The sequence below is a fragment of the Robbsia betulipollinis genome, assembly GCF_026624755.1.
In the GTDB taxonomy this organism is placed as follows: domain Bacteria; phylum Pseudomonadota; class Gammaproteobacteria; order Burkholderiales; family Burkholderiaceae; genus Robbsia; species Robbsia betulipollinis.
Genome location: NZ_JAPMXC010000001.1, coordinates 2,293,400 through 2,317,118, shown reverse-complemented (window position 1 = coordinate 2,317,118; position 23,719 = coordinate 2,293,400). Strand labels below are relative to the sequence as shown.

Sequence of the window (23,719 nt, the reverse complement as noted above, 5' to 3'; positions counted from 1 at the left end):
CCCGTCACCGGCCACCCGCCACCCGCGTCAGCCAATCTCACTCGCGTCATGCTCAGTCTCGCCCTCGGCTTTCTCGTCTCGCTGCTCGCCACGCTGTTGATCGTGCGCTACTCCCATCTGCACGCGGGCCTGTCGGCGGATGTCGATCTCGTCGGCGTGCAGAAATTCCACGCCACGCCGGTGCCGCGCATCGGCGGCGTGGGCATCCTGCTGGGATTCGTCGTCGCCGGGCTGCAACTGCATTTCGCCTACCCGGCGGTCTCCTACGGCATGCTGGTCATCGCCGGCTGCGGGCTGCCCGCCTTTCTCTCCGGCCTGACGGAAGACCTGACGAAGCGCGTGACGCCGACGATCCGGCTGCTCGCCACGATGGCCGCCGCGCTGCTCGCGTGGTGGGCGATGGGCATTCGCGTGACCCATATCGACATCCCCCTGCTCGATCCGTTTCTGGCCTACGCCTGGCTGGGCGTGCCGCTCACGGTGCTGGCGGTGGCCGGCCTGGCGAACGCGGTCAACATCATCGACGGCTTCAACGGTCTGGCGGCCATGGTCGCCTTCATGATGTTCGTCTCGCTCGCCTATGTCGCGTTCCAGGTGGGCGACGCGGTCGTGCTGTCCGCCTCGCTGGCCATGATGGGCGCGATCCTGGGGTTTTTCATCTGGAACTACCCGGCCGGCCTGATTTTCCTGGGCGACGGCGGCGCCTACCTGCTCGGCTTCATGCTCGGCGAACTGTCGATCCTGCTGGTGATGCGCAACCCCTCGGTCTCGGCGTGGTACCCGGTGCTGCTGGCGATGTATCCGATTTTCGAGACGTGCTTCTCGATCTACCGCAAGCGCTTCGTGCGCGGCATCTCGCCGGGCATCCCGGACGGCGTGCACCTGCACATGCTGGTCTACAAACGCCTGATGCGCTGGGCGGTGGGCGCGCGCACCGCGCGCGAACTGACGCGCCGCAACTCGCTGACCTCACCCTATCTGTGGATGCTGTGCCTGCTGGCGGTGATCCCGGCGACGCTGTTCTGGCGGCATACCGCGGTGCTGATCTGCTTCGTGGTGGTGTTCGCGGCGACCTACGTCTGGCTGTATGTGAGCATCGTGCGGTTCAAGGCGCCGAAGTGGCTGGTGGTGAGAAGGCGGGCGTGAGCGACGGGCGGCGACGACGCGCCGCACGCCACGCCTTTCTTCATCTGGCACGACGCGGTCGGTCGCAACGGCTTTTTCCGGTTGAGCCGCAGACCCTTCGTGATCGGGATAGCCGGCGGTTCGGGCGCGGGCAAGGCGCTGCCTCCGCATAACGGCTGTCTCTTTCAGCAGTTCGCGGAACTGCGGCGTCTGATCGCTAGACCGGGAGTTCGAACATGAGCGCCACGCACTTCCACGGACGGAATCCGTCGTTCAATATTGCGCGGATATCGGCAAGGCATGATTTCGAAAAAAGACGAAGAAATCATTCAGGAAATGACTGCGTCACTCAGGCAGGGCTGGCACCGGTCCTGTTTGCGGCATGGTTCTCCCTGTCCGGCTGGTTTTCATTTGCCGTCATGATCAGCCGCGCGCCGGGCATGCCGGACATCGGCAATTCGCAATAGCAGGGACTCGCCGACGCCATCGATGCACAAAAGCCGATTTGCGTGCCAATCGATCCCTTCGGATGGACCTTTCAACGCGATTGCAAGGTGCTCACACCAAATATCAATTGGCGCGGCGCCCCTGAGTTTCATTCGATCGCGCGGGGCGAGGCGATCAGTTCCCTCGACATCCCGGTCCCTCCCGCTCTCCGGCAGAAGACCTTGCTTTCCCTGAGCTTCCTGGTGAGGCCGCAAGGCGGTCAGAGACTGCAGGCAAGGGCCAAGGTGACATTGACGAGTTTTACGCTTTTCGGCCGTCCAGATAAAGATGCAGCGCAGCACGCCAATCCGGCAGGTGCAGGCTGAACGTTTCCATCAGCTTCGCATTCGACATGCGGGAGTTTGCGGGCCGTCTTGCCGGGGTCGGATAGTCCGCCGAAGCAATCGGCTCGACCCGGCAGGCGCACTGCGTATGCGCGAAGATTTCCGCAGCGAACGCCGCCCAGTTCGTGACGCCGTCGCAGCTCAGATGATAAACGCCGGAGCGTTGCGCCCACCACGCTTCGGGCGCGACCGCCGGCGACACCGATTGGGCGACGATCTGCGCGGTCACGTCCGCGATCGTCCGCGCCCAGGTGGGTGCGCCGAACTGATCGCCTACGACGCGCACGGCATTCTTCTCTGCCCCCAGGCGCAACATCATCTTGACGAAGTTCGCGCCATTCGCGCCATAGACCCAGCTGGTTCGGAAAATCAGATGCCGGCAGCCGGCAGCGGCGATCGCCGTTTCGCCCGCGAGCTTCGACCGGCCGTACACATTCTGCGGATCGGTCGGATCGCTTTCCACATACACGTCTTCCTTGTCGCCGGCGTAGACATAGTCGGTGGAAAAGTGAATGAGGGGAATGCCCAGCCGCTGCGCTTCCTCGGCCAGGATGCCGGGCGCCCGCGCATTGATGCGCGATGCCGGCTCCGGCTCGCGCTCCGCCCGGTCGACCGCGGTATAGGCGGCGGGATTGACGATCAGCGACGGCGACTCGGACCGGACCACCCGGCGAATGGCGTCGGGATCTCCCAGATCCAGCGCGGCGCGGTCGAGTCCGACCACGTCGCCCAGCCCCTGGAGGGTGGACATCAGTTCATGGCCGAGCTGTCCGCTGATGCCAGTCACCAGGATCACGCGCGTGCGGCGGTTCGCGACCCCGGGCGCGGTCGTGCCTGCCGGCGAACCTGACCGGGGACTCATGGATACAGCGCCGCGTCGGCGAAGCGCACGCCCGCCGCATCGCGCGGCGCCAGCCGGGCCGGTGTCACGTCGGTCGGCCAGTCGACGGCCACTGCGAGATCGTCCCAGACCAGGCAGCACTCGTGTTCGGGGTACCAATAATCGGTCGTCTTGTATACGCATTCGGCGAACTCGGACAACACCATGAAACCGTGGGCGAAACCCTCGGGTACCCATAACTGCCGCCGGTTCTCCGCGGACAGACGCGCGCCCACCCACTTGCCGCAGGTCGGTGAACGCCGGCGCAGGTCCACGGCGACGTCGAACACTTCGCCGGCAATCACCCGCACTAGCTTGCCCTGGGGATGCGATATCTGATAATGCAGCCCGCGCACGACGTTTCGCGCCGATCGCGAATGGTTGTCCTGGACGAAAACCGTTTCGCGCCCCAAGGCCGCGGAAAATTCGCGTGCGTTGAAGCTTTCATAGAAAAACCCCCGGGCGTCGTCGAACACGACAGGTTCGATAATCTTGACGTCGGGGATCGCGGTATCGCGCAGGATGATGGGCATGCGGTGGCGGAAGAAAGCGGAGTAATCGAAACGGCAGCAGAATCAGAAACAGAACCCGAACCGACGCGTGGCGCGCTCAGCCGGCCTGATCCAGGTACCAGCGGACCGTTTGCTCCATCCCGGCCGCAAACGCGCGCGTCGCCCGCCAGCCGAGCTCCCGCTCGATCTTGCGGCTATCTATCGCATAACGTCGGTCGTGCCCCGGCCGGTCTGCGACGAACACGATCTGCTCGCGGTACGAGCCCGTGGGGCAGGGTCTGAAAGCATCGAGGAGATCGCATATGCGGTGCACCACGTCGAGATTCGTGCGCTCGTCCGACCCTCCGATATTGTACGTCGCGCCGGGCGTGCCGCGCGCCAGCACGACGCGCAGCGCTGCGCAGTGGTCGCCGACGAACAGCCAGTCGCGGCTATGACCTCCGTCGCCATAGATCGGCAGCGGTTGTCCGGCTAATGCCCGGGCGATGACCAGCGGAATCAGTTTCTCCGGAAACTGGCTGGGGCCGTAGTTGTTCGAACAGTGGGTCGTGAGCGTCGGCAAGCCATACGTATGGCAATAGGCGCGCACCAGATGATCCGCTCCCGCCTTGCTGGCCGAGTAAGGGCTGTTGGGCGCGTAGGCGGTAGTTTCCGTGAACGCGGCGGCGCCGGGGGCGAGGCTGCCGTACACCTCGTCGGTGGAGACATGCAGAAAGCGGAAATCGTCCTTCTCCCGGCCGGCCAGTCCATTCCAGAACACGCGTGCGGCTTCGAGCAGGGTGAAGGTCCCGACCACGTTGGTCTGCACGAACGCAGCCGGACCGTCGATGGAGCGGTCGACATGGCTTTCCGCGGCGAAGTGCACCACCGCGCGCGGCCGGTGCCGCGCGAAGAGCGCGTCCAGCGAGACCCGATCGCAGATATCGGCGTGCGCAAAAATATAACCCGGATGCTGCGCCAGCGGCGCCAGCGTTGCGGGTCTGGCCGCGTAGTTCAGACTGTCGACGTTGACCACGGGTTCGTCCGACGCAGCGAACCAGTCGAGGACGAAATGCGCTCCGACGAAACCGGCCCCGCCCGTAGTCAAAAGCATGTTCGCCCTCCGCGCCGGATGAACTCCGGGCAGCCCCTGCGCAACGCCGTCATGGGCGCCCCGGCAACGCCGAACCAGACGCCAATGCAGACGCAGGCGCGGGCGGGACCGGCGCACCGGCGTCCGGCGGCATGTATTCCGGCACCCACCGCAATAATCCGCTACGCACCTCTTCGTCCTCCGGCACGCGTTCCTGCGTAAGCCACGCCAGCACCTCCTCGACCAGCGTCGCGGGAACATCCCGCGTGCGGGCGATCAACAATTTGGGATGACGGGTGGGTCGTGTTTCCTCGTCGCACGCAAGCAGTTCCTCGTACAGCTTCTCGCCGGGCCGCAGGCCCGTATATTGAATCTCGATCTGATCGTCCATGAAGCCGTACAAGCGGATGAGATCCCGGGCGAGGTCGACGATCCGCATCGGCTTGCCCATGTCCAGCACGAATATCTCACCGCCGCGCCCCATGCTGGAAGCCTGCAGGACCAGCTGCGACGCTTCGGGAATCGTCATGAAGAACCGGGTGATGTCCGGATGGGTCACCGTCACCGGGCCGCCCCTGGCAATCTGCTCCTGGAATTTCGGGATCACGCTGCCGGCGCTTCCCAGCACATTGCCGAACCGGACGATTTCGAACTGCGTGTGGCGGGTGGTCTGTTGCAGCGCCTCGCACATCATTTCGGCCAGGCGCTTGCTGCCGCCCATCACATTCGTCGGATTCACCGCCTTGTCGGTGGAAATCAGCACGAAATGCCGTACGTTCGCGGAGATCGCCGCCCGGCCGATGCGATAAGTGCCCAGCACGTTGTTGCGCACCGCCTGCCATGTGTTGACATCCTCCATCAGCGGCACATGCTTGTAGGCCGCCGCATGGAAGACGATATAGGGGTTATAGGTCTGCATGACCTTCGTCAGCAGCAACACGTCCTTCACGTCGCCGACGATCTCCACCAGGGGCAACTCGCCAAACTTGTCTCTGAATTCCTCGCCCAACTTGTATATTGAAAATTCCGAGAAATCGTAGGCCACCAGCAAGGCGGGCTGGAATTGTGCGATCTGCCGGCACAGTTCCGAACCGATCGAACCGCCCGCGCCCGACACCATCACGACACGGTCCCTGAGCAGCGCGCCGACATGTTCCGTATCGATGCGAACGGGGTCGCGCCCCAGGAGATCCTCCAGGTCGATACTGCGCACGCGCGACAGGAAATTCTCGCTCGACGCCACGTCCGCCAGCTCGGGGAGCATCATGACCCGGACGTCTACGCGCATGCACAGCGTCGCGACGCGACGTTTCACCTGCGCATCCGCCCCGGGCATGGCGATGATCACATGCCCCGCCTTCCCCGGTCCGGTCCATTTTTCCAGATCGTCGATCGATCCCAATACCCGGTAGCCATAGATGTCGCGTCCTATCCGGGTCGGGCTGTCGTCGAGCAGTCCGAGCAGGCGCCATTCGTGCGAATGCGACAGTTCCCGCGCCAGCAACGCGCCGGCGCGGCCCGCGCCCAGTATCAGCACGGGCTTGCCCTTGCCGTTCGGCCCTTTCTCCTGGCCCTTGCGGCTGTTATAGGATTCCTTGCCGACGCGGTACAGCGCCCGCACGCCTCCCATGAGCAGCAACAGCAACACGGGCGTGACAATCAAAACGGAGCGCGGCACCAGCGGTAGGGGTTGAATCAGCACGCTGCCGATGATGACGAGCAAGGCGCCCATCGATACGGCCTTGCCGATTCGCATCAGGTCGGGCAGGCTGGCGAACAGCCAGATACCCCGATACAACCCGAACACCCGGAACATGACCGCGTAGATCGGCAGCACCCACACAAGTTGCCGCCACGCCGAGACCGTATAGGCATGCGGCAGCGTGCCGTTGAACCGCAACAGGTAGGCCGTCATCCAGGCCAGGAAGATGGCACACAGGTCGAATACGAAGGCCGCTGTCGAGCGCCACCTTACTTTTTCTTCAGACATTACGTTTCTTGCCCCTACTTGCCAACGCGCCCGGTATGTCCCGTTGGCAGAATTTTTTCCAATACCGGTCTATCGTAATGCCCGCTGACAATAATATGAACAACCAGAACGCCGTACCGATAATCCAGCTGCCCGGACACGCGGACAACAACGACAGCGACAGCGCAAGTGCCGAGGCGGCGAGCATGCTGGCATACCATAGCGCGAGCACGCGTCGTCGCCCCCAGTTCATGCGGATCATCCGTTGATAGTAATGTTCGCGATGCGCTTCCCAGAAGCGTTCTCCACGCAATATCCGCTTGAGCAGAGTCGTGGACGCGTCGAGAAGAAAAGGCGAGAACACAAGCAGCGGGAATACCGGGTTCCACGCCTCCGCGCGCCAGCCCGCCAGTCCCAGCGCCCCGACGAAAAATCCCAGGGGCACGGAACCGGCGTCGCCCAGAAACAGCCGGGCCGGGGGGAAATTAAAAATAAGAAAACCCAGCGCGGCACCGGCGAGCGTGAAGCAGGTTCCCGCCAGCGGCATGTCGGAGGAAGCCGCGGCAACCGCGAAACTGCCGAATCCGAATAGCGCCATGCCGCCGGCCAGACCGTCGGTGCCATCCATGAAGTTGTACAGATTCATGACCCAGATCAGGGCCACGACGAGCAGCGGCAAAGCCCACCAACGCACATCCGTTGCCGAGTACGCCACCCAGACGGCGGCCAGCGCATGGGCGGCGAACCGGACGCGGGCCGGCAGACCGCGCCGGTCGTCAATCTGGGATATTACTGCGAGACATAGTGCGAGGAAAGCGATGCCGCGCAGCGCCGGCGCCCATGCCAGCATCCCCGTCAGCGCAACGGGCACCAATCCCCACCCGCCCACCCGGGGCGTGGGCTGCGTATGCAGCGACCGGTGATTGGGCACATCCGTGGCGAGCGACCATGCCCATCCCGTTTTCAGCAGCATCCAGAGGATCGCACCGGACAGCGCCCAACCACAGGCGAAGGTGAGCAGATAGGCGACCGGAAGCGTAGTCACAGGGAACGGCCACGCCAGTGGCGCGGCTGAAGTCTCCATCACCGGCATGCTCACTGCCCCCGCCGCTGCAGTTGAAACCAGGCGGCTGTCTCCATGAGACCCCGCTCGACGGAATGCGGGGGTGTCCAGTGTAGGGTCCGGCGGATAAGATGGATATCGAGCCGCAACGGCGACGTCAGTTTCTGAATCTGATCCGCGCGGCCGCTCAGGCGCCCGGCGAGGGTCAGCCAGTCGAGCGGGACATCGAGCAGACGCGCCCGCTTGCCGAGGCCGCGTTCCAACACGCGAATCATTTCGCCGACGGTCATGTCCTGGCCATCGCTGACATGAAAAATATGGCCGCTTGCCGCCGGATGATGGCAGCACAAGGCGATTGCGTCGCCCAGGTTCTCGACGAAGATGATGCTGCGTTTCGCCGTCACGCCGCCGAGCGGCATCGGCCAGCCCGACGCAGTCGCACGCATGAGCTGCAGAAAATTGGCACGCACCTCGGGCCCGTACACGAGCGGCGGGCGCAGTCCCACGACTTCGATCAGGTTGTTGCGGGAGAATTCGAGCAACGCGTCTTCCGCTTCCCGTTTGGAAATGCCGTACGGATCGCACGGGTGCGGCACGTCGTCTTCCCGCCAGGGATGCGCGGACGTGCCGGGCTCCGTGTCGCCCAGCGCCTTGATACTGCTCAGAAAGACCAGACGGCGCACGCCCGCGGCCTGCGCGGCCTGCGCGACGCGCACACTGCCGTTGACGTTCGTTTCCCGATATTGCGCGAGCAAGGCGGCGCCCTGCTGCCGGTTTTCATCGCGCTTATGCACACGGGACGCAAGATGCACCACACAGTCGATTGGGATGTCCCGCTGCCAGACGTGCGCCAGATCGACGAAATCGCGCCGCGCGCAGAGCCACTCCTTCACGCCCGGCAGGCATTCTCCCGCGCGCGACGTCACACCGAACACGGTGTGATTGGCGCGCAGCAATGCTTTCGACAGCGAACGGCCGACAAAGCCGTTCGCGCCGGTGATCAAAATATTCATAGTGTCCGGATCAAATCAAATCGCCCACTGCGCCGGGCGCCGTCCCCTGGCAACGCGCCGCGCGCCGGACGGGGCGCATGGCCGCGTGCGGCCTACCCTTCCTGGAAAACGGCGGTACCGGCCATCGCAACTTTACCAGCAGCGTCGCGCCCCCGGTGTGCACCCGGCCAGGCTTGCCGCGGCAAGCCGCCATGCGGCCCCGGCCGGGGCATCCGGGCACGGCCAAACCCACGTTGCCGGGAACCAACAGTTACCGCTGTCTCCGCGCAGCGTAACCGGAACGCGTCTCGACGCGTCTCGACGCGGATCCAAACGGATGCGCTTTCCCATAGTGAGCCCGTGGCTCTGGGGTAGAATTCCGTGGACATTGCTGCCATCGCGATATTACGTCAGTTTCCCCTGGACATCCTCCTATAAAAACCTTGATCTCTGCCCCTATTTCCCCCGTCGACGGCTCCCGTGACACGTCCTCCCGCCTGCAGGTCGCATTGGGCGCCACCGTCCTCGAACGCGCGATGAACTCGAACGGGCACCTGGATGGAATCGGTACGTACACTGCCGAATTGCTCAAGCATCTGGGGGACGCCCGAATCGATCCGCATCCGATTGCTTGCGAAGGGTTTCGCGGTACGCGGGTCAGCAGCGGGGTGGAGACGATGCCGGGCTCGTTCTCGATCAATCTGTTGCGAAGTGCGGCGACAGGCGTGGCATTCACGGGAAGCCGCAATCTTGCGAGCCGCTTCGACGTGTTCCACGCTACTGATCATCACGTGCCGAAACTGCGCAATATTCCGGTCGTGGCAACGGTCATGGATCCGATTCCGTTGATGCATCCGGAGTGGACCGACGTCAACCATCGCGCGTTGAAGAACTGGCTCTTTCGCCGCTCCGTCCAGTGGGCGGACCACTACATCACGATTTCGAAATTCGTCATCGACGACATCGCCCACCACTTCCGCATTCCGGCGGAGCGCATCACGCCGATAGAACTCGGCGTGAACGACGATTTCTTCATCATGCTTTCGGAAGAGGAAAAGCTCGCGAGCCTTCGGGAACTGGGCCTGATGCCACCCTTTTTCCTGTTCATCGGCACGTTGCAGCCGCGCAAGAACATCCTGCGCATCGTCGAAGCGTTCAAATCCCTGCCGCTGGATATCCGGCGCGCCTGCCCATTGATCGTGGCCGGCCGCGAGGGATGGTCGTCGGAAGCGGAACGCGCTGCACTGGCCACGCTGCAGGAGGATGGAACGGGACGCTGGCTGAACTATGTGACGCCACTGCAGAAAAAAGCGCTTCTGCAATCGGCGCGGGCACTTGTGTTTCCATCGCTGTACGAGGGTTTTGGCCTGCCCGTTCTCGAGGCTTTCGCCTCGGGTCTGCCGGTCATCACATCGAACACCACCTCGCTGCCCGAAGTCGCCGGGGATGCCGCCTTGCTGGTCTCGCCACTCGATGCGAGCGAAATCGCCGCCGCCATGCGACGCTTGCTGGAAGACGACGAACTCTGGCGCACGCTCCAGGCACGGGGCGCCGCTCGCGCCCGTGCATTCAGTTGGGAACAAACCGCCAACCGCACGGCCGAATTATATCGCCGGATCGCGTCGTAGACGCGCGTGGGGCGGGCGGTCACCGGCATGACGGGTGAGACGCCCCCCGGGGCCCCGCCCAGGGCCGCAACGGCATCGATGACGCCCCGGCATGCGAGGGGGATCCGCATGCCGCCGGTGTCCGGCTGGGACGCAACGGCCGAAATATCCCGTATTCACAATGCTTCCGACATGTCCAACCTTGCTCACCCGCACCACGATCCGGCCCTTGCCGACACCATCGGCAGACTGCGACGACATTACGCAGAAGTCGTCGTTCCCATGTGGCGCGGGCCGGGCTTCGATCAAACGCTCGGACTGCCGCACGAAGCGATGCTGGGCGTCGCGCCGGTTGCCGCGTCGCGCCATCGCGCGATGGCCTGCGCGAGGCAGCTCTACATTTTTTCCAGACTCGGCGACCAGCGGCACGCCGACGCGCTGTTCGCCTCGCTGCAGCGGCATTTCCACGACGCCGAGCACGGCGGTTATGTCTACAGCATCGACGGCACGGGTCACGTCCTGGACGCGAACAAAGACCTCTACACCCATGCCTTCGTCATCTTCGCCTGCGCAGCCTATCTGGGCGCGTTCGGGGCGCAGGACGCGCGTCAGGCCGTCTCCGACACCGCCCGCCTGATCACCGAGCGGTTTCCCACGGACCCCGCCAACGGGCTGCCGGCATCCCTCGTCAGCCGCGATTTCAAGACAACGCACAGCACCGCGCAGCAGAATCCGCTGATGCATCTCACGGAAGCCTATCTTCTCGCCAGACAGGTGGAGAGCGATGCGCGCTTCGACGCTGCGCTGGATGCCGTGCTCACCGGCATCCAGCGCGTTTTCATCGACACGTCGAGCGGCTGCGTCATGGAACTGCCGGAGTGCCTGGACGCAGCCTGGATCGAACCCGGCCACCAGTTCGAGTGGTTCTATCTGGCCTACCACGGGAGCTATCCCGGCTTCGCGCGCACCGGCCTCGATCGGCACCTGCTGCGGGCATTCGACTTCGCGCAAACGCACGGCGTGGATCCGCTCACCGGTGGCGTCGCCGCCGTTCTCGACCGGCACGGTCGGGTATGCGAAGCGCAGCAGCGGATCTGGGCTCAGACCGAATACCTGCGCGCCCTGGCATGTCACCCGGCGGCACTGCAGCGCGAGAAGCTGCCGGCGCAGGCCGCGCTTTTCGAGACGCGTTTCGTACACGCCCAGGGCTGGCACGAGATACTTGCAGCGGACGGGGCGATTCGCCGCGCCGACATGCCGTCGACCACGCCCTACCATTTGCTGGGAAGCTACGAGGCCTTGCCCTGAGAAGGGTCGCGGGCCCGGGCCGGTGCCGGCGTGCGCGAGCGCCCTGCCCGGCAGCCGGCGTCTGGAACGGTTTGGAACCGTTTCGCTTCGCACAACATTCCGTCCCATCCCGAACACCGAGCCGTCATGCGCATTCTGCATTTTTACAAGACCTACAAGCCTGACTCTCAGGGCGGTGTCGAACAATTCATTTGGGAACTCTGCACCGGCGCGGCGGCGCAGGGGATCGAAAGCGATGTGCTGACGGTCAGCAAGACGCGGGGCACCACCGATTTTGGCCACCACCGCCACTATCGCGCCCGTCAGGATCTCAAAATCGCGTCGTCCAGCTTTTCCCTGTCCGCTTTCGGCCAATTCAGGCAACTCGCGGCGCGGGCCGACATCGTGCATTACCATTTCCCCTGGCCCTTCGCGGACATGGTGCATTTCTGCACGCAGCTGAAAAAGCCGACCGTCGTGACGTATCACTCGGACATCGTCAAACAGCAAAGACTGCTGCGCCTGTACCGGCCTTTGATGCAGCGTTTTCTGGCAAGCGTCGACTGCATTGTGGCCACGTCGCCAAACTACATCGAGACCAGCACGGTACTTACGGCGTATCGCGAAAAGACCGTCGTCATTCCGCTGGGACTCGACAAGGCGGCCTACCCCGCGGCCAGCGTCACACGGCTGGCGCAATGGCGCGCCTGCCTGCCGGACGGGTTTTTCCTGTTCGTGGGCAATTTGCGCTATTACAAGGGACTGCACCATCTCCTCGAGGCGCTGCGGGGAACCACCTATCCGATGGTCATCGTCGGTGCCGGCCCCGAGGAATCCGCCCTGCGCCAGCAGGCGGCCGCCCTGAAGCTGACGCATGTGCATTTCGTCGGCGCGGTGGCGGACGAAGACAAAATCGCGCTGCTGACGCTGTGCAAGGCATTGGTGTTTCCCTCGCATCTACGCTCCGAGGCATTCGGCCTGTCGCTGCTTGAAGGCGCAATGTTCGAGAAAGCTCTGTTGTCCTGCGAACTGGGCACGGGCACCTCGTACGTCAATATCGCGGGTGAGACGGGTCTCGTCGTGCCGGCGGCTGATCCGCAAGCATTGCGCGACGGTATCGCGTGGCTGGCGACCCACCCCGTCGAAGCCGCGGCGATGGGAAAACAATCCGGCGCACGTTACCAGCGCTTGTTTACCTCCGCGGTCATGGTGGACCGGTATGCGGCGCTCTACCGGCGTCTCCTAGCCTGAATCCGACGGCGCGCGACGGACCCGACGTCTCGCGAAGACCACGCACTGCAACGTTTCTCCGGATATACGGTTGCATGGCAAGGCCTCGTGCTATCCTCGTTTGCGTGTATTCCCAGGTAAATATTTAACGAATTTGTTGTAACGGAAATGCCCATGCTTTCATACGCGCAAATATTTGAAGATGTTTACCTGGAACGTTGTTTCGCAAACAAGAAACAGGGGTTTTACATCGATCTGGGCGCATGTCATCCGGTCGTTTCAAACACTGCCTATCATTTCTATCAACGGGGATGGCACGGCATCAATGTCGAACCCACGCCGTTTCGTCTGAAAGAACTGCAGGCCGCACGGCCCAGGGATATCAACCTGGGGGTAGCCATCGGCCGCAGGAACGATCGGGCCTATTTCAACATCAGCGCGAACGCCGACCATCTGTCGTCGCTGTTGAAACAGGAATCGGACCTGATCGAGCGCCACGCCGCGCACATCGAATCGATTGCCGTGGATGTGCTGACGCTGGCCACTTTATGCGAACGCCATGCTCCCGCTTCCATCGATTTTCTCAAAATCGATGTCGAGGGCGCCGAGGCGGACGTCATTGCCGGAGGGGACTGGGCGCGCTGGCGGCCCGCGGTCGTGGTGGTGGAAGCCACCCTGCCCGGCCTGCCGACGCCGGCGTGGGACGGCTGGGAACCCGACCTGCTGCGCGCGGGCTACCACTTCGCTTTCTTCGACGGAATCAACCGGTACTACGTGGCGCAGGAACACGCCGCGCTCGCGGAACATTTCAAGACGCCGGTCAATCCCTTCGATGGCGCCGTCGCGCTCAACAGCTATGGATTCGCTCTGGACGACGCACGGCATCCGGATCACGCATGGGCGAAAGTGTTTGCACAACGGGTGTTCGGTGCCGCCTCCATCGAAAGCGCGGACCACCTGGTTCGGCTGATGACGTGGGATCTGCTCGACGGCGAACTCAACGCGCCGACAACGGTCGCCGGCATCACGCTGGCATTCGAGAGAATTCTGGCGCGCCCGCCAGGAGCGCACGATATCCAGTATTGGGAAAACCGCGCCGACCTGCCCCTCGTGCGGCTCTATCAGGAGCTGCTGAAGGGGGAGGAATTCCGGGTGCACCGTTCCCGCATCTCCGCCAGATCGATGTGGCGTTGAGGCGGGTGCCGCGCCCAGCGAAGAAGGATCAAGGCATCCGGGAAATCGTTAGATTCTTGAAGACCAATTCGCCGTGGCCCGAGAACCATGTGCGTACCTCGAAATTCCCGATGGCGTTCTGTTCCGTATCGATGACCGTGCCGATCTCGTGCTCGCCGTCACGCTGCAACTCCTGCCGGAACAGCTGAACTCCCGTCTTCGCCTTGACCGTGCCGATCATGTCGAGATAATTGCCGCCGTCGCCGCCCCGGGTGACGTACGAGATCGTCACCCGGTAGCGTCCCTTTCGCAGATTCGCGTAGGGGCCATAGGTCAGAAAACCGGCTGCATCCGTGCCCGCCGCCGCGCGGCGCGTCGTACCGGACATGGCGCCGGTCGTTCCCGGTAGCGATTGCCCCGCCTGCGCGAATGTCCCGGCCAGCCCCTTGTTGAAAAGAAACTGATCGAACGCGTTTTTCAGGGCGACATCCAGATCGTCATTCGCGTAGATCCAGACCGTTGCATGGCTTGCCGGACAGTACAGCTTGCGACTCGGCTCGGGCAGCAGTTTGCCGATGGTCTGCGCCGTATAGTCGAAGTAGATCGGGGTTCCCGGGTCGCGGATGATGACGAAATTGTAGTGATAGCCGTAGTGCTGGCGTTTCGCTATCGGCCCCAGCGATGACATCCAGAACAGAGGGCTCATGTCGTGATCGGTGGTCACGATCCAGTTCTTGTTGGGCAGATAATGACTGACGCCGCGGGCGTACCAGTAATCCGCCGTTCCCGCTTCCAGGTGGAACCCATCCTTTTCTATCTTGTCCAGGCACGATACGATGGGCGGCACGCCCGCGTCATGACTTCTGCCGGCGAGAAAGAAACCTGCACTCGCGAGCGTCAGAAAGATCGCGACCGCCCGGCATGACCAGCCGACATGGCGGCGCAGCAGGAACCCGTCCCGGTCGGCCACCGTCACGGCCAGGACCATGACGACCGCGATCAGGCCGGCGAAATATCTGAAGCCCTCCAGGTCCACATAGCCGCCGGACAGCACCGCACCGAGAAAATTGATCGGCGCCACGAAGCAGACGAACAGCGCCACGAAAGCAAAACCGTCGACCTGCGTCGCCGCTTGCTCCGCAGACTCGCGGCCTACCGGTGCCCGCGAGTCTGCAGGGTTCCTGAAAAGCGTTCCCGTGCGCGCTTTCGATATGAGAAAAAGAACGCAGGCAAGCGCCGCCACGCTGAAGACGAGGCGATAGCCGCTTTCCAGAGAGAACGAATTCACCAGTGTCTCGAAGCACAGCTTCAGCGAATTGCGCGCGGCCTTGAGGGTGAACGGCACCCGCTGCCCGAGCACATCGTTTTTCGAGATAAGGGGCGACAGGACGTTTTCCACCACGAAAGTCAGCGGGTTCGCCAGCGCAAACCCGATCTTGGTGCCCGCCCCGATGTCGGGAAACAGCGCACGCCCCTTTCGGGTAAGCAGAAACAAGGCGAACAGGATCGCCGGAAACAGAAACGAAAGAAAATATATCCTCGTCGACAAGGCGGCTAGAATGCCCGTTGCGATGAACAGCACCGCCTTGCCCGCGCTGGGCCGTCTGAAAAACCGGATCGCGACCGCCAGATTGAAAACGGTGAGCAGCAACGAAGCGAAATGGCTGTTCGTGGAATAAAAATAGATCCATATGGCGGACTTCGCGCACACCAGCGTGAAGAATCCGATCAGCAGCAACAGGATGGCCAGCGCGCGTGCCGACACGGCAGGATGGAGGGTGCGTGCCAGCCAGACCACCGCGGCGGACAGAAACACCACCTGCAACGCGGATACGATGAATATCCTGCATACGGTCGACGCGATGAACTTCGCGCACAGCAGGTAGAGCAACATGTCCGGAAAATAGTCCGGGGCCGGCGAGAATTTCCAGTCGGACCAGTGCCCGCCCAGCAGGAGCAGGTCCTTCGATATTCCCTCCATGTACAACTGATCGCTATCGAGCCAGCCGCTGTTGATTTTTATCCATAGCAACGCTGTTACGGCGAGCACCGCAATACCGGCGAGAACCAGCTCGCCTGTCCCGCTCTTGTTCATCCGCATATACATTCAACCATTGAAGTGTTGCCGCGGCCCACGCCCTGGCGCCGCGTGTTGAAAGTTCAGTGCCGGCACGCGCTGAGCGGACCGTGTGCTCCGGACGGCTGCTGCGAAACGGTTCACCCGTCGACCGGTGCAATCTCCATATTCTTGACCAGCAGCATGCCGTGTCCGGAAAACCAGGACCTTACCTCGAAGTGGATGACGCCGCCCGGCGCAATGGTGACCGTGGTGCGCATTTCAAGGTCGTTCCCGGAGCCGAGACTTTGTTTGAAAAGCGTCGTTCCGGCGACGCCTTTGAGCGTTCCGATGATGTCGAGATAGCCACTGCCGTCATCGCCCGATGCAGCGTACCAGACCGTTACCCGATACCGTCCCGGTGCCAGCGTCAGATAGGGGCCGTAAGTGCGGATGCCCGGCCCGTCGGTGGGCTCGACCGCGCGGCGTCCCGAGTGAAACGCCCGGCCCACCACGCCCGGCGCATTGCTGCCTTCCTGCCGGTACACCCTGCCCCATTTCTGATCGTACAAAAAGCGCGTAAACGCATTCTTGGATTGGCCATTCCACTACGTTTTTCACTTAGAACCGCTTATTTGTTCAGCGTCATACGATAACGCTCCGCGTCCCAGTTGAGCAATTGGCCGATATCCTGCTGACTCAACGAGTACAGTGCATCGGTTTCGCCTTGCCTGACGAGCACATCCGCGTAGCAGCGCAGCTGCACCTGTTTGGCGATGCTGAAACCGCTGTGGGCAAAGACGCCGTGACGCCGCACGAAAACGAGTTCGGGAAAGACGCCGGCGTCCGGGAGGACGTCCGCGAATGCGCACGGGCCGTCGCGCACGATCGCCTGCGCGCCCAGGAAGACGACGTGATCCGGGTACAGCGCCCAGTCGCGCTCGACCCTGGCCAGCAAGCCCGCATCCAGCGCGAGCCCCTGCACGATGCGATCGTCGATCGGTGCGTAGCCCGCCGCGCGCGCTTCGGCGCAAATCCCCTGCCCTGCCGCGTCGGCGAGGACGTTTGCCGACACCGGACAACGCAAGGACGCGGTGATCCGGCCCAGCATCTCCTCGAGTTGCGCCACCGTCTCCGCCCCTACGACCACCCCGTGGTTCCCCAGAAAGACCACCGGAGCGGCGCCGTCATGGGCCAGCGCCTGGGCCACGGCCTGCGCCAGTTCGGCGCCCGGCTTGTGATAATCCGTGGCAACCCACCGCACCGATGGATCCAGTTTGGCGCGAATCTCGTCGAGCCCGTCGATTCTGACCAGATGGGCCAGCGCTTCGACTGCATGCAGGTGCGCCACCACCGGCTGCGGCATCAGCGCATGCAGCAGCGTCTCGATCGACGGTTTCAAGGCACCGTTGACCAGCGTCTGCGGCGCCACCGCGTAGTCGCCCTCTGCCAGCGCATGCCGCAGCTGCGAGAGATCGACGGGCAGGAAGATCTCTTCCCGGTCCGCTTCCGCCAGCCATTTTCCCGACGCCTTGATCCACAGCGCATCGTCCTGTTTCCAGGACACATTACCGCCCGCCCCCTGGACGAGCAGCGGGTCCGCGCCGATTCGGGCACAGAACTCGATGACGGATCGCCCCAGCGCATTGATTGCCGTGCTCATTTATCGCCCCGCAAATCGGCGATGAGCCGACGGAGTTCCTTGAATTCCCGAAAAGACGCATCGGGCGCGTTTTCGCCGATCCCCAGTGGCGTTCCTTCGTGGATTTTCTGCAGCGTGATCGCATTGATCTCCTTTCGGGCACCCTGGATATCGTTGATCGGATTGTCCCCGATCATCCATATCAGATCGCCCTTCGGACGAATCTTCTCCAGCGCGATATGAAACGGCGCGCCGTGCGGCTTGTCGAAGCCCGCCTCCTCGCTCGTCACGATGTAGTCGAAATAGTGATCCAGCCCGAAATAGACGATTTTCCGAAACTGGATCTGCGCGGTGAGATCGGTCACGATCGCGGTTGGGACGCCCAGCAGGCGCAGATCGTCCAGCAGATCCTTGACTTCGTCGAACAGGACCGCGTTGCTCAGAAAGGTACGCCAGTAGGTTTGCTCGAAATCGAGCGCGAGTAGGACCTGGGAACCCAGCCCCATGATCTCCAGCATTCTTTGCAGATACAGCAGGCGGCTGTGAGAGGACGCCGTGTGCGCAAGACGCGTCTTGATCTGCTGCCGCGCTTCGTGAAACGCCTTGTCGAATACGGCGGGCGTGATCTTGAAACGGCTGACGACCTTTTCCCGCACGGCCTGCATGGCCACCGCGTGCGCCGGATCGTACGGATAAAGCGTATTGTCCGTATCGAACAGGATCGCGTCCGGGAGGCGATCAAACCTCCCCGGGTGATAAATTTTTACCATATGAACCGCTCCGTCAACGCCTGATTGATATGTGACAGCGTCACCAGTTGCATCAGCCCCATCATGCCATCCTGCCAGACGGGCACGGTATCGAGAAACTCGAAAATGCGCGGGCAGATCATGCGCGCCGCCATCTCGATATCCGCTGCGGAAGTGTCGCCCTCGATGGCGAACGCGATGCGCGAACCGTCGCGCGCGGGAATTTCATCGACGTGCAGCCCGCACACGCCCACCAGCGCCCGGGTCAGCGATATCGAGCTGAGGCCGTGCCGCGACTGGACGACGAGCTTGAACGGCAGCGTCTGCTCGACGCGGATGTCTTCCAGCATGCGCGGATGAATGGGCTGGAGCGACAGGATGAGATCGGCTTCCAGCGCCTGCGGCCGGATGAAACGCGCCGCATCGGGCTCGCGCCGGAGGAAGGACGCTTCGACCTGCGCCACGCTATGGCCCCGCACCGTGACGTCGCGCCGCATCTTGAAGTATCTGCGCAGGTCTTCGTCGATATCCAGATAGATGCTCAGATCGTAGCAACGCCGGGCGATGGGCAGATAGAGCGCATGCAGGCCGCTGGCGATGATGAAATCATTGCTGCGGATCGCACGCGGACGGCTCATCCGCCCTGTCTGGTGGTCGTAATGCGTGGACTGAACCGGCTTGCCGTCGATGAGCGAGACCAGATCGCTGGCGAACCGGTCGAGGTCGTTGGCGACTGGGTTCAGATGCGTCATCACCTGCCACATCGGCCGTTGGCGGTCCCACAGGTGATAGTCGTCGCCCGTGAGCATGGTGACCGAATGCTGACCGAACAGGCCTTCGATCGCATCGGCGAAGGTGTCCTTTCCGGCGCCCGAATCACCGGCGATGCCCAGGACGAACGGCTTGCGGCTGAGACGGAAAAAATCGTTGCGGCTGACGGTCTGCCGCCAGATGCGAACGGCCAGAACCGCGCCGATCGCCACCATCGCCGTATAGAAAAGCGACGGGAAGCGCCTGCCGAAATGGTCGGCCAGCAGACGGCTCGCGTCGAAGAAAACCCCGCCGACGACGATCGTGCCGGGGGCGAGTTCGAGCATGCTGCTGATGACGTAGAGAATGGAAAACAGCCAGGCGAGCATCGTCGCCACCCTGTCGCCCATCGCCTGGTAGGTCAGCAGCAGCGGCGTCAACCAGATGAACCAGCCCGGAGAAGCCGGGGTCATCAGCACGACCGCCATGAATCCCAATCCCAGCATCGCCTGGAACAGATCGAAATTCATCCGCTTGACGCGCCACGCCGCATACAGCACCAGGATATAGACCAGCGGCACCAGGTAAATCGAAAAAGTGGGGCCCAGATCCATCGTCAGGCGAAAGACTTTTCCGGTCTCCGGATTGCTGAGCAGCATCATGACCGCGGAATGCGACAAGGCGAGATACGGCACCAGCAGCAGGACGCCGCCAAGCGCGATACCCGCCACGAAGCGCGGCAGGAATCTCCGGTAGGCGAGGTTGTGCGCGAAGTAGATAATGAAGAACGGCAGGGCGATCACCATGCTCGCTTTCGCGGAAATCGCCGCGATGAAGACGAAACCGGAAAGGGCGAGCCGATGGCGCCGGAAATGATGCAGGGACAGCACCAGCAGCGTGACGGGGATCAGATCGTTCAAACCCAGCAGATAGGTCGCGACGATGACGATCGGAGAAAACCAGTACACTGAGAGCAACAGCCTGACGCGCCCGGGAATCATCCTGCCGAGCAGATTCAGCATGATGAAATCGACGCACAGCAAGGTGCCGGCATAGCCATACAGCAGCGGCATGCCCAAGCCTTTGCATATCAGCGTCAGCGGCAGGAAACACAGCCACATCGCATACCCGTAGGGAAAGGCGATGGGCGTGCCGCCGCTGGCCAACCAGGCCGTCCAGGGGTCGGTGCTGAACGAATGGGTGCTCACGTTCATGAACGGGACATACCACTGCATCGCCGCGGCGGGCAGCGCCAGACCAATCAGCACAAGCCGCAGCAACAGACCGGCGAGGAACAACGGATCCAGCAAAAGCTTTTTCATTCCCTGCCCGTAGAAAGCTCCCACAATTCAGGCCTTTTCGTGCAAACCGCGTCCGCACGAATACCGCGCGCCTGCAGGATCTGCCGCAGCAGGGGGATGTCGGCATCCGCGTCCCACCCCTGCAACTCGGGCGAAACCAGACACAGCCGGAAACCGGCCTGCGTGAGGCGCTGCGCGTCGTGTTCGTCGAGCGGGAACTTCGTGAAACAGTCCACCCACACCCAGTCGACCTTGCCGGCCAGCGTCAATGCGGTCTGGATCGATTCGTACTCGGACACGCGCACCGCGCACCGCCCTTTCGCCGCTTCCGCCCAGCGCATCATGAAGGGGAAGGATTGGTCAAGGAAAAAATAGTCCTCGATGCCATGGGCCGCCATCAATGCGATCAGACGCGCTTCCAGACCTTCTTCCTTGACGTTGAGGATCAGCGTTCCATGGCGGTATTGCGCAATCCACTCGTCGAACCCCTCGCCCGCGGCGAACGGATCATGGTGCATCACGAGCCTGTCGCCCTGACTGCGGATATCGACCTCGACGCCGTAGCGCGTATCGGTTTCAGCGAGTTCGGCGAGCGTATTGCGGCGATGTCGGATCAGTTTCATTTTTTCAGATTTTTTCGCAATTCTAAACTGAAGGTCACAGTCCTTTCGATAAATTTTCGCTTGGCCGACCAGTTGACGTTCCAGTGCGAAACACCGTGCGCCCGTTCGCCGAACGTGACGGGAAACCGGTGGGTCGCGAGTTTCGCCAGCCGGGCCCGGTAGTACGCGAAGAGATCGAGTGAAAAGTCGTGTGGCGCGGCATCCCAGGATGCGAAGAACTGTTTCGAGAACATGGTGGGCTGCGCATTGATGTCATACAGGCCGGTACGCAGCAGCAGCGTTTCGAAAACACTCATGCCCACCGTGAAGACCGTATCCGCCAGGGGACGTCCCCGGCGGTGCCCCTTCACGAAGATATCCAGCCCATGCTGCCTGAAGAATTCAAGACCCCGTACCGCATCGAACGGATCGGTCTGCATGTCCGCGTGCGTCCACGCGAGAACGTCGCCGTGCGCGGCGCGCAGGCCCGACAGGATGCCGAAGCCATAGCCCTGGTTCTTTTCCACGCGCACGGACCGGCAGCCCGGATAGCGCGGGAGCAGTTGTGCGAGCACCGCCGGCGTGGCGTCGGTGGAGCCGTTGTCCACGAGAATGACCTCGGCGTCCGCGGACCGGGCAACGATCGCGCAGCGCTCCAGCAGCAGCGGCAAGTTGGCCGCTTCGTTGTAGCAGGGAATCACGAGCGACAGCTTCACAGCACCACCTCCGGGCGGGCAGTCCGGAAAACGAACCATTTCATGCCGATGAAATTGAGAACGGTCGACGTACCGGTCGCAAGAACGAACGCCACGCCGACGGCGCCGTGCACGTCGCGCAGGATCTTCAGGACAGCGGCATTGACCACAATGTTCGCGCCCAGCGTCAGCGCATACAGCAGGCCGAAGCGCCAGCCGCTACCGCTGGCGGAACGGGCATGACCGAAAGTCAGCGCGCGGTTGGCGAAATAGGAAAAGACCGTTCCCGCAAGAAAGCTGCAACCCTTCGCATAACTCGCATTCCAGCCGAACAGCCAGACGATGCCGCGGTAGACCGTGAAATCGATCAGCACCGTCACGATGCCGACCAGAATGAAAATCCGGATTTCGCGACCGATCATGCTTTGCGCGCCGCGGGCCGCTCGGGGCGCAGCGCGGCATAATCGTTTTCAAGCTCTGGCAAGGCGCTTGCCGCAACCCGGCCATCCCGTTCGAGACGATACGGATGCGACGCCCATTTATGAAAACACGACTGCCAGTAGGTGAAGGTCCGGAGATCATTCGGCGTTCCCCACGACAGAAATGCATCGACCTCGAACAGCCGGCATTGCAGCCCCAGTTCGATCGCGTCGTTGATGCAGGCGTCCAGATAGAACTCGCCGCCGATCCGGCCATCGCGCGCGATGAGGCGGGCAAGCGCCCGGCGGAAATCCGCGGCGCGCCGGAACGTGAAAGTGCCGATGACGATGGGATCGCTGGCAGGCGCGTCGAGCGGCGTCTTGACGGAGATATGACGGATGACGCCGTCCTGCGCGTCGATCCACCCGAACATCGCGGGACGGCGCACCGCATTCGCGTGCCCGCGAACGCCCCATACGATCACGTCCACCGTCGGGTCGTCCAGCAGGCCCTGCAACGCCGCGGCGTCATAGAGAACGCCGTTGTCGCAGGCGCCGAAGGTCAGCGCACCGGAGAGCGGACCGTCACGTTCCTCGAGCGCATCCACGCCCAGCAACGCGGTGCAGGCCTGCCCTTCGGTGACGGCGGGAATCGTGCTGATCACTGCATGGGGATAGAGCGGCAACAGTTGCTGCGTGATGTCCTCGTGCCCGGCCATGTCGCCGCGCAGCACGAACGCGTGCTGCGCGGCGGCGGGCAGATCGTGCACCGCTTGCGCGACCATCGGCTTGCCGGATACGGGAATCAGCGGCTTCGCCAGGGTATAGCCCTGCTGCGCGAACCGCTGCCCCAGGCCCGCCATCGGCATGACGACCGCTTCGTTGCTGGCGGATGCGTCCGCTTCGCTGGCAATCAGTCGTTTGAATGCCAGCGACCATCCGGTGAATTCCGCGACGTCGTCGGGCGTGCCCCACTGCATGAAGTGCTGCAACGGATAAACCGCCACGGGCAGATTCACCGCGAGCATCGGCTTGTAGGACAGGCTGACATAGTACTCCCCGGCCACGTTCAACTGCTGCGCCATCGTGGCCTGAAATGCATCGGCCATGATGCGCCCGGACGCAAAGTAGTAGGTGCCGCTGGACGCGAACTCGTTCATCCGGTCGTTCGTGTAGGGCTGCTTTTCCTGGATGTCGTCCACCCATCCTCCGGTCTCCCGAAGATAGGCGTAGTTGGTGCTGCCCAGGCTGTGCGGGTGAAAACCCTTATATGCGGGGATCGCGCCGGCACAACCGGTGGCGGCCACGAAGTCCTTGAAATCCTGCCAATCCCAAAAACAGGTGAAATCGCAGTAGTTCACGACTGTCGGCTGCTGGGGATCGACCAGATCCAGCACCTGGCGAACGGCATGCACCGGACCGAGTTTATGCGGTGCGATGCCGACGATCCTGCCCGATGGACAATACCGTTGAAGTATTTCCCTCATTCCATAATCAGGATTGTCCAGGTGGTCCCGATTGCAGATGAAGATGAAGTCCTGCTCGCCCGGGAACATGTCGATCACATGAGCGATGATCGGCTTGCCGTCTATCGGAATGAGCGGCTTGGGAACGCTGTACCCGGCGCGACGAAAGCGTTCGCCGAAGCCGGACATAGGGACGATGATTTGCACGAAAACTCTGCCTAAATGGAGTCGCGAGCCCGGCAGGAATGGTCGAAAGTATCCGGCGTCGGTCGATGATTCAAAAAAATTAACATCATACA

At 62.7% G+C, this 23,719-nt stretch carries 20 protein-coding genes and 1 pseudogene; 6 read left to right on the top strand and 15 right to left on the bottom strand.

The window, feature by feature from the left end:
- Nucleotides 1–48: 48 nt before the first annotated feature.
- A complete protein-coding gene (locus OVY01_RS10085) occupies nucleotides 49–1,146 on the top strand; it encodes an MraY family glycosyltransferase (RefSeq protein ID WP_267847309.1) in 1,098 nt (365 codons plus the stop codon).
- Nucleotides 1,147–1,361: 215 nt separating this feature from the next.
- Complete coding sequence (locus OVY01_RS10080) at nucleotides 1,362–1,592, top strand: hypothetical protein (protein WP_267847308.1); 231 nt, start codon at nucleotides 1,362–1,364, stop codon at nucleotides 1,590–1,592.
- A gap of 280 nt (nucleotides 1,593–1,872) precedes the next feature.
- Here OVY01_RS10080 and rfbD read toward each other — a convergent pair whose 3' ends face one another.
- From rfbD to OVY01_RS10050, 6 genes and pseudogenes are all read right to left on the bottom strand, one after another.
- On the bottom strand, nucleotides 1,873–2,817 hold the full coding sequence (gene rfbD / locus OVY01_RS10075) for a dTDP-4-dehydrorhamnose reductase (RefSeq protein ID WP_267847307.1): 945 nt from the start codon (nucleotides 2,815–2,817) through the stop codon (nucleotides 1,873–1,875).
- Complete coding sequence (rfbC, locus tag OVY01_RS10070; RefSeq protein WP_267847306.1) at nucleotides 2,814–3,368, bottom strand: dTDP-4-dehydrorhamnose 3,5-epimerase; 555 nt, start codon at nucleotides 3,366–3,368, stop codon at nucleotides 2,814–2,816. Before rfbC ends, rfbD begins: the two co-directional genes overlap by 4 nt.
- 88 nt (nucleotides 3,369–3,456) lie before the next feature.
- Nucleotides 3,457–4,440: pseudogene (gene rfbB, locus OVY01_RS10065) on the bottom strand (dTDP-glucose 4,6-dehydratase); the annotation flags it as partial.
- Between the two features lie 49 nt (nucleotides 4,441–4,489).
- Entirely contained in the window at nucleotides 4,490–6,409 is a 1,920-nt protein-coding gene (locus OVY01_RS10060) for a polysaccharide biosynthesis protein (protein ID WP_267847305.1), read from the bottom strand.
- On the bottom strand, nucleotides 6,402–7,472 hold the full coding sequence (locus tag OVY01_RS10055; RefSeq protein ID WP_432422229.1) for an MraY family glycosyltransferase: 1,071 nt from the start codon (nucleotides 7,470–7,472) through the stop codon (nucleotides 6,402–6,404). Before OVY01_RS10055 ends, OVY01_RS10060 begins: the two co-directional genes overlap by 8 nt.
- 11 nt (nucleotides 7,473–7,483) lie before the next feature.
- A complete protein-coding gene (locus tag OVY01_RS10050) occupies nucleotides 7,484–8,464 on the bottom strand; it encodes an NAD-dependent epimerase/dehydratase family protein (RefSeq protein WP_267847303.1) in 981 nt (326 codons plus the stop codon).
- A 422-nt stretch (nucleotides 8,465–8,886) separates the two neighbouring features.
- Between OVY01_RS10050 and OVY01_RS10045 the strand changes: the two genes are divergently transcribed.
- The 4 genes from OVY01_RS10045 (at nucleotide 8,887) to OVY01_RS10030 (ending at nucleotide 13,761) form a co-directional block, all read left to right on the top strand.
- Entirely contained in the window at nucleotides 8,887–10,071 is a 1,185-nt protein-coding gene (locus tag OVY01_RS10045) for a glycosyltransferase family 4 protein (protein ID WP_267847302.1), read from the top strand.
- A 171-nt stretch (nucleotides 10,072–10,242) separates the two neighbouring features.
- Nucleotides 10,243–11,358, top strand: a complete 1,116-nt coding sequence (locus OVY01_RS10040; RefSeq protein WP_267847301.1) for an AGE family epimerase/isomerase — start codon at nucleotides 10,243–10,245, stop codon at nucleotides 11,356–11,358.
- A gap of 126 nt (nucleotides 11,359–11,484) precedes the next feature.
- Nucleotides 11,485–12,588 carry a glycosyltransferase gene (locus OVY01_RS10035; RefSeq protein ID WP_267847300.1) on the top strand — a complete coding sequence of 368 codons (1,104 nt, stop codon included), beginning with the start codon at nucleotides 11,485–11,487 and terminating at the stop codon, nucleotides 12,586–12,588.
- Nucleotides 12,589–12,741: 153 nt separating this feature from the next.
- Nucleotides 12,742–13,761, top strand: coding sequence for an FkbM family methyltransferase (locus OVY01_RS10030; RefSeq protein WP_267847299.1), 1,020 nt, complete (start codon nucleotides 12,742–12,744; stop codon nucleotides 13,759–13,761).
- Nucleotides 13,762–13,789: 28 nt separating this feature from the next.
- Here OVY01_RS10030 and OVY01_RS10025 read toward each other — a convergent pair whose 3' ends face one another.
- The 9 genes from OVY01_RS10025 to OVY01_RS09985 all read right to left on the bottom strand — a co-directional run bounded on the left by OVY01_RS10025 (nucleotide 13,790) and on the right by OVY01_RS09985 (nucleotide 23,627).
- Complete coding sequence (locus OVY01_RS10025) at nucleotides 13,790–15,841, bottom strand: hypothetical protein (RefSeq protein ID WP_267847298.1); 2,052 nt, start codon at nucleotides 15,839–15,841, stop codon at nucleotides 13,790–13,792.
- 116 nt (nucleotides 15,842–15,957) lie between these two features.
- Nucleotides 15,958–16,368: a hypothetical protein gene (locus OVY01_RS10020; protein WP_267847297.1), complete on the bottom strand. Its 411-nt coding sequence runs from the start codon at nucleotides 16,366–16,368 to the stop codon at nucleotides 15,958–15,960.
- A 59-nt stretch (nucleotides 16,369–16,427) separates the two neighbouring features.
- On the bottom strand, nucleotides 16,428–17,459 hold the full coding sequence (locus OVY01_RS10015) for a class II aldolase/adducin family protein (RefSeq protein WP_267847296.1): 1,032 nt from the start codon (nucleotides 17,457–17,459) through the stop codon (nucleotides 16,428–16,430).
- Nucleotides 17,456–18,208: an HAD family hydrolase gene (locus OVY01_RS10010; protein WP_267847295.1), complete on the bottom strand. Its 753-nt coding sequence runs from the start codon at nucleotides 18,206–18,208 to the stop codon at nucleotides 17,456–17,458. Before OVY01_RS10010 ends, OVY01_RS10015 begins: the two co-directional genes overlap by 4 nt.
- Nucleotides 18,202–20,259 carry a nucleoside/nucleotide kinase family protein gene (locus OVY01_RS10005; protein WP_267847294.1) on the bottom strand — a complete coding sequence of 686 codons (2,058 nt, stop codon included), beginning with the start codon at nucleotides 20,257–20,259 and terminating at the stop codon, nucleotides 18,202–18,204. Before OVY01_RS10005 ends, OVY01_RS10010 begins: the two co-directional genes overlap by 7 nt.
- Nucleotides 20,256–20,861 (bottom strand): phosphatidylinositol-specific phospholipase C/glycerophosphodiester phosphodiesterase family protein, encoded by a 606-nt coding sequence (locus OVY01_RS10000; protein WP_267847293.1) that lies wholly within the window; start codon nucleotides 20,859–20,861, stop codon nucleotides 20,256–20,258. Before OVY01_RS10000 ends, OVY01_RS10005 begins: the two co-directional genes overlap by 4 nt.
- On the bottom strand, nucleotides 20,858–21,556 hold the full coding sequence (locus OVY01_RS09995; RefSeq protein WP_267847292.1) for a glycosyltransferase family 2 protein: 699 nt from the start codon (nucleotides 21,554–21,556) through the stop codon (nucleotides 20,858–20,860). The genes OVY01_RS10000 and OVY01_RS09995 overlap by 4 nt, the downstream gene beginning before the upstream one ends.
- Nucleotides 21,553–21,957 (bottom strand): GtrA family protein, encoded by a 405-nt coding sequence (locus OVY01_RS09990; protein WP_267847291.1) that lies wholly within the window; start codon nucleotides 21,955–21,957, stop codon nucleotides 21,553–21,555. The genes OVY01_RS09995 and OVY01_RS09990 overlap by 4 nt, the downstream gene beginning before the upstream one ends.
- Nucleotides 21,954–23,627 (bottom strand): NTP transferase domain-containing protein, encoded by a 1,674-nt coding sequence (locus OVY01_RS09985; RefSeq protein WP_267847290.1) that lies wholly within the window; start codon nucleotides 23,625–23,627, stop codon nucleotides 21,954–21,956. The genes OVY01_RS09990 and OVY01_RS09985 overlap by 4 nt, the downstream gene beginning before the upstream one ends.
- Between the last annotated feature and the right edge of the window lie 92 nt (nucleotides 23,628–23,719).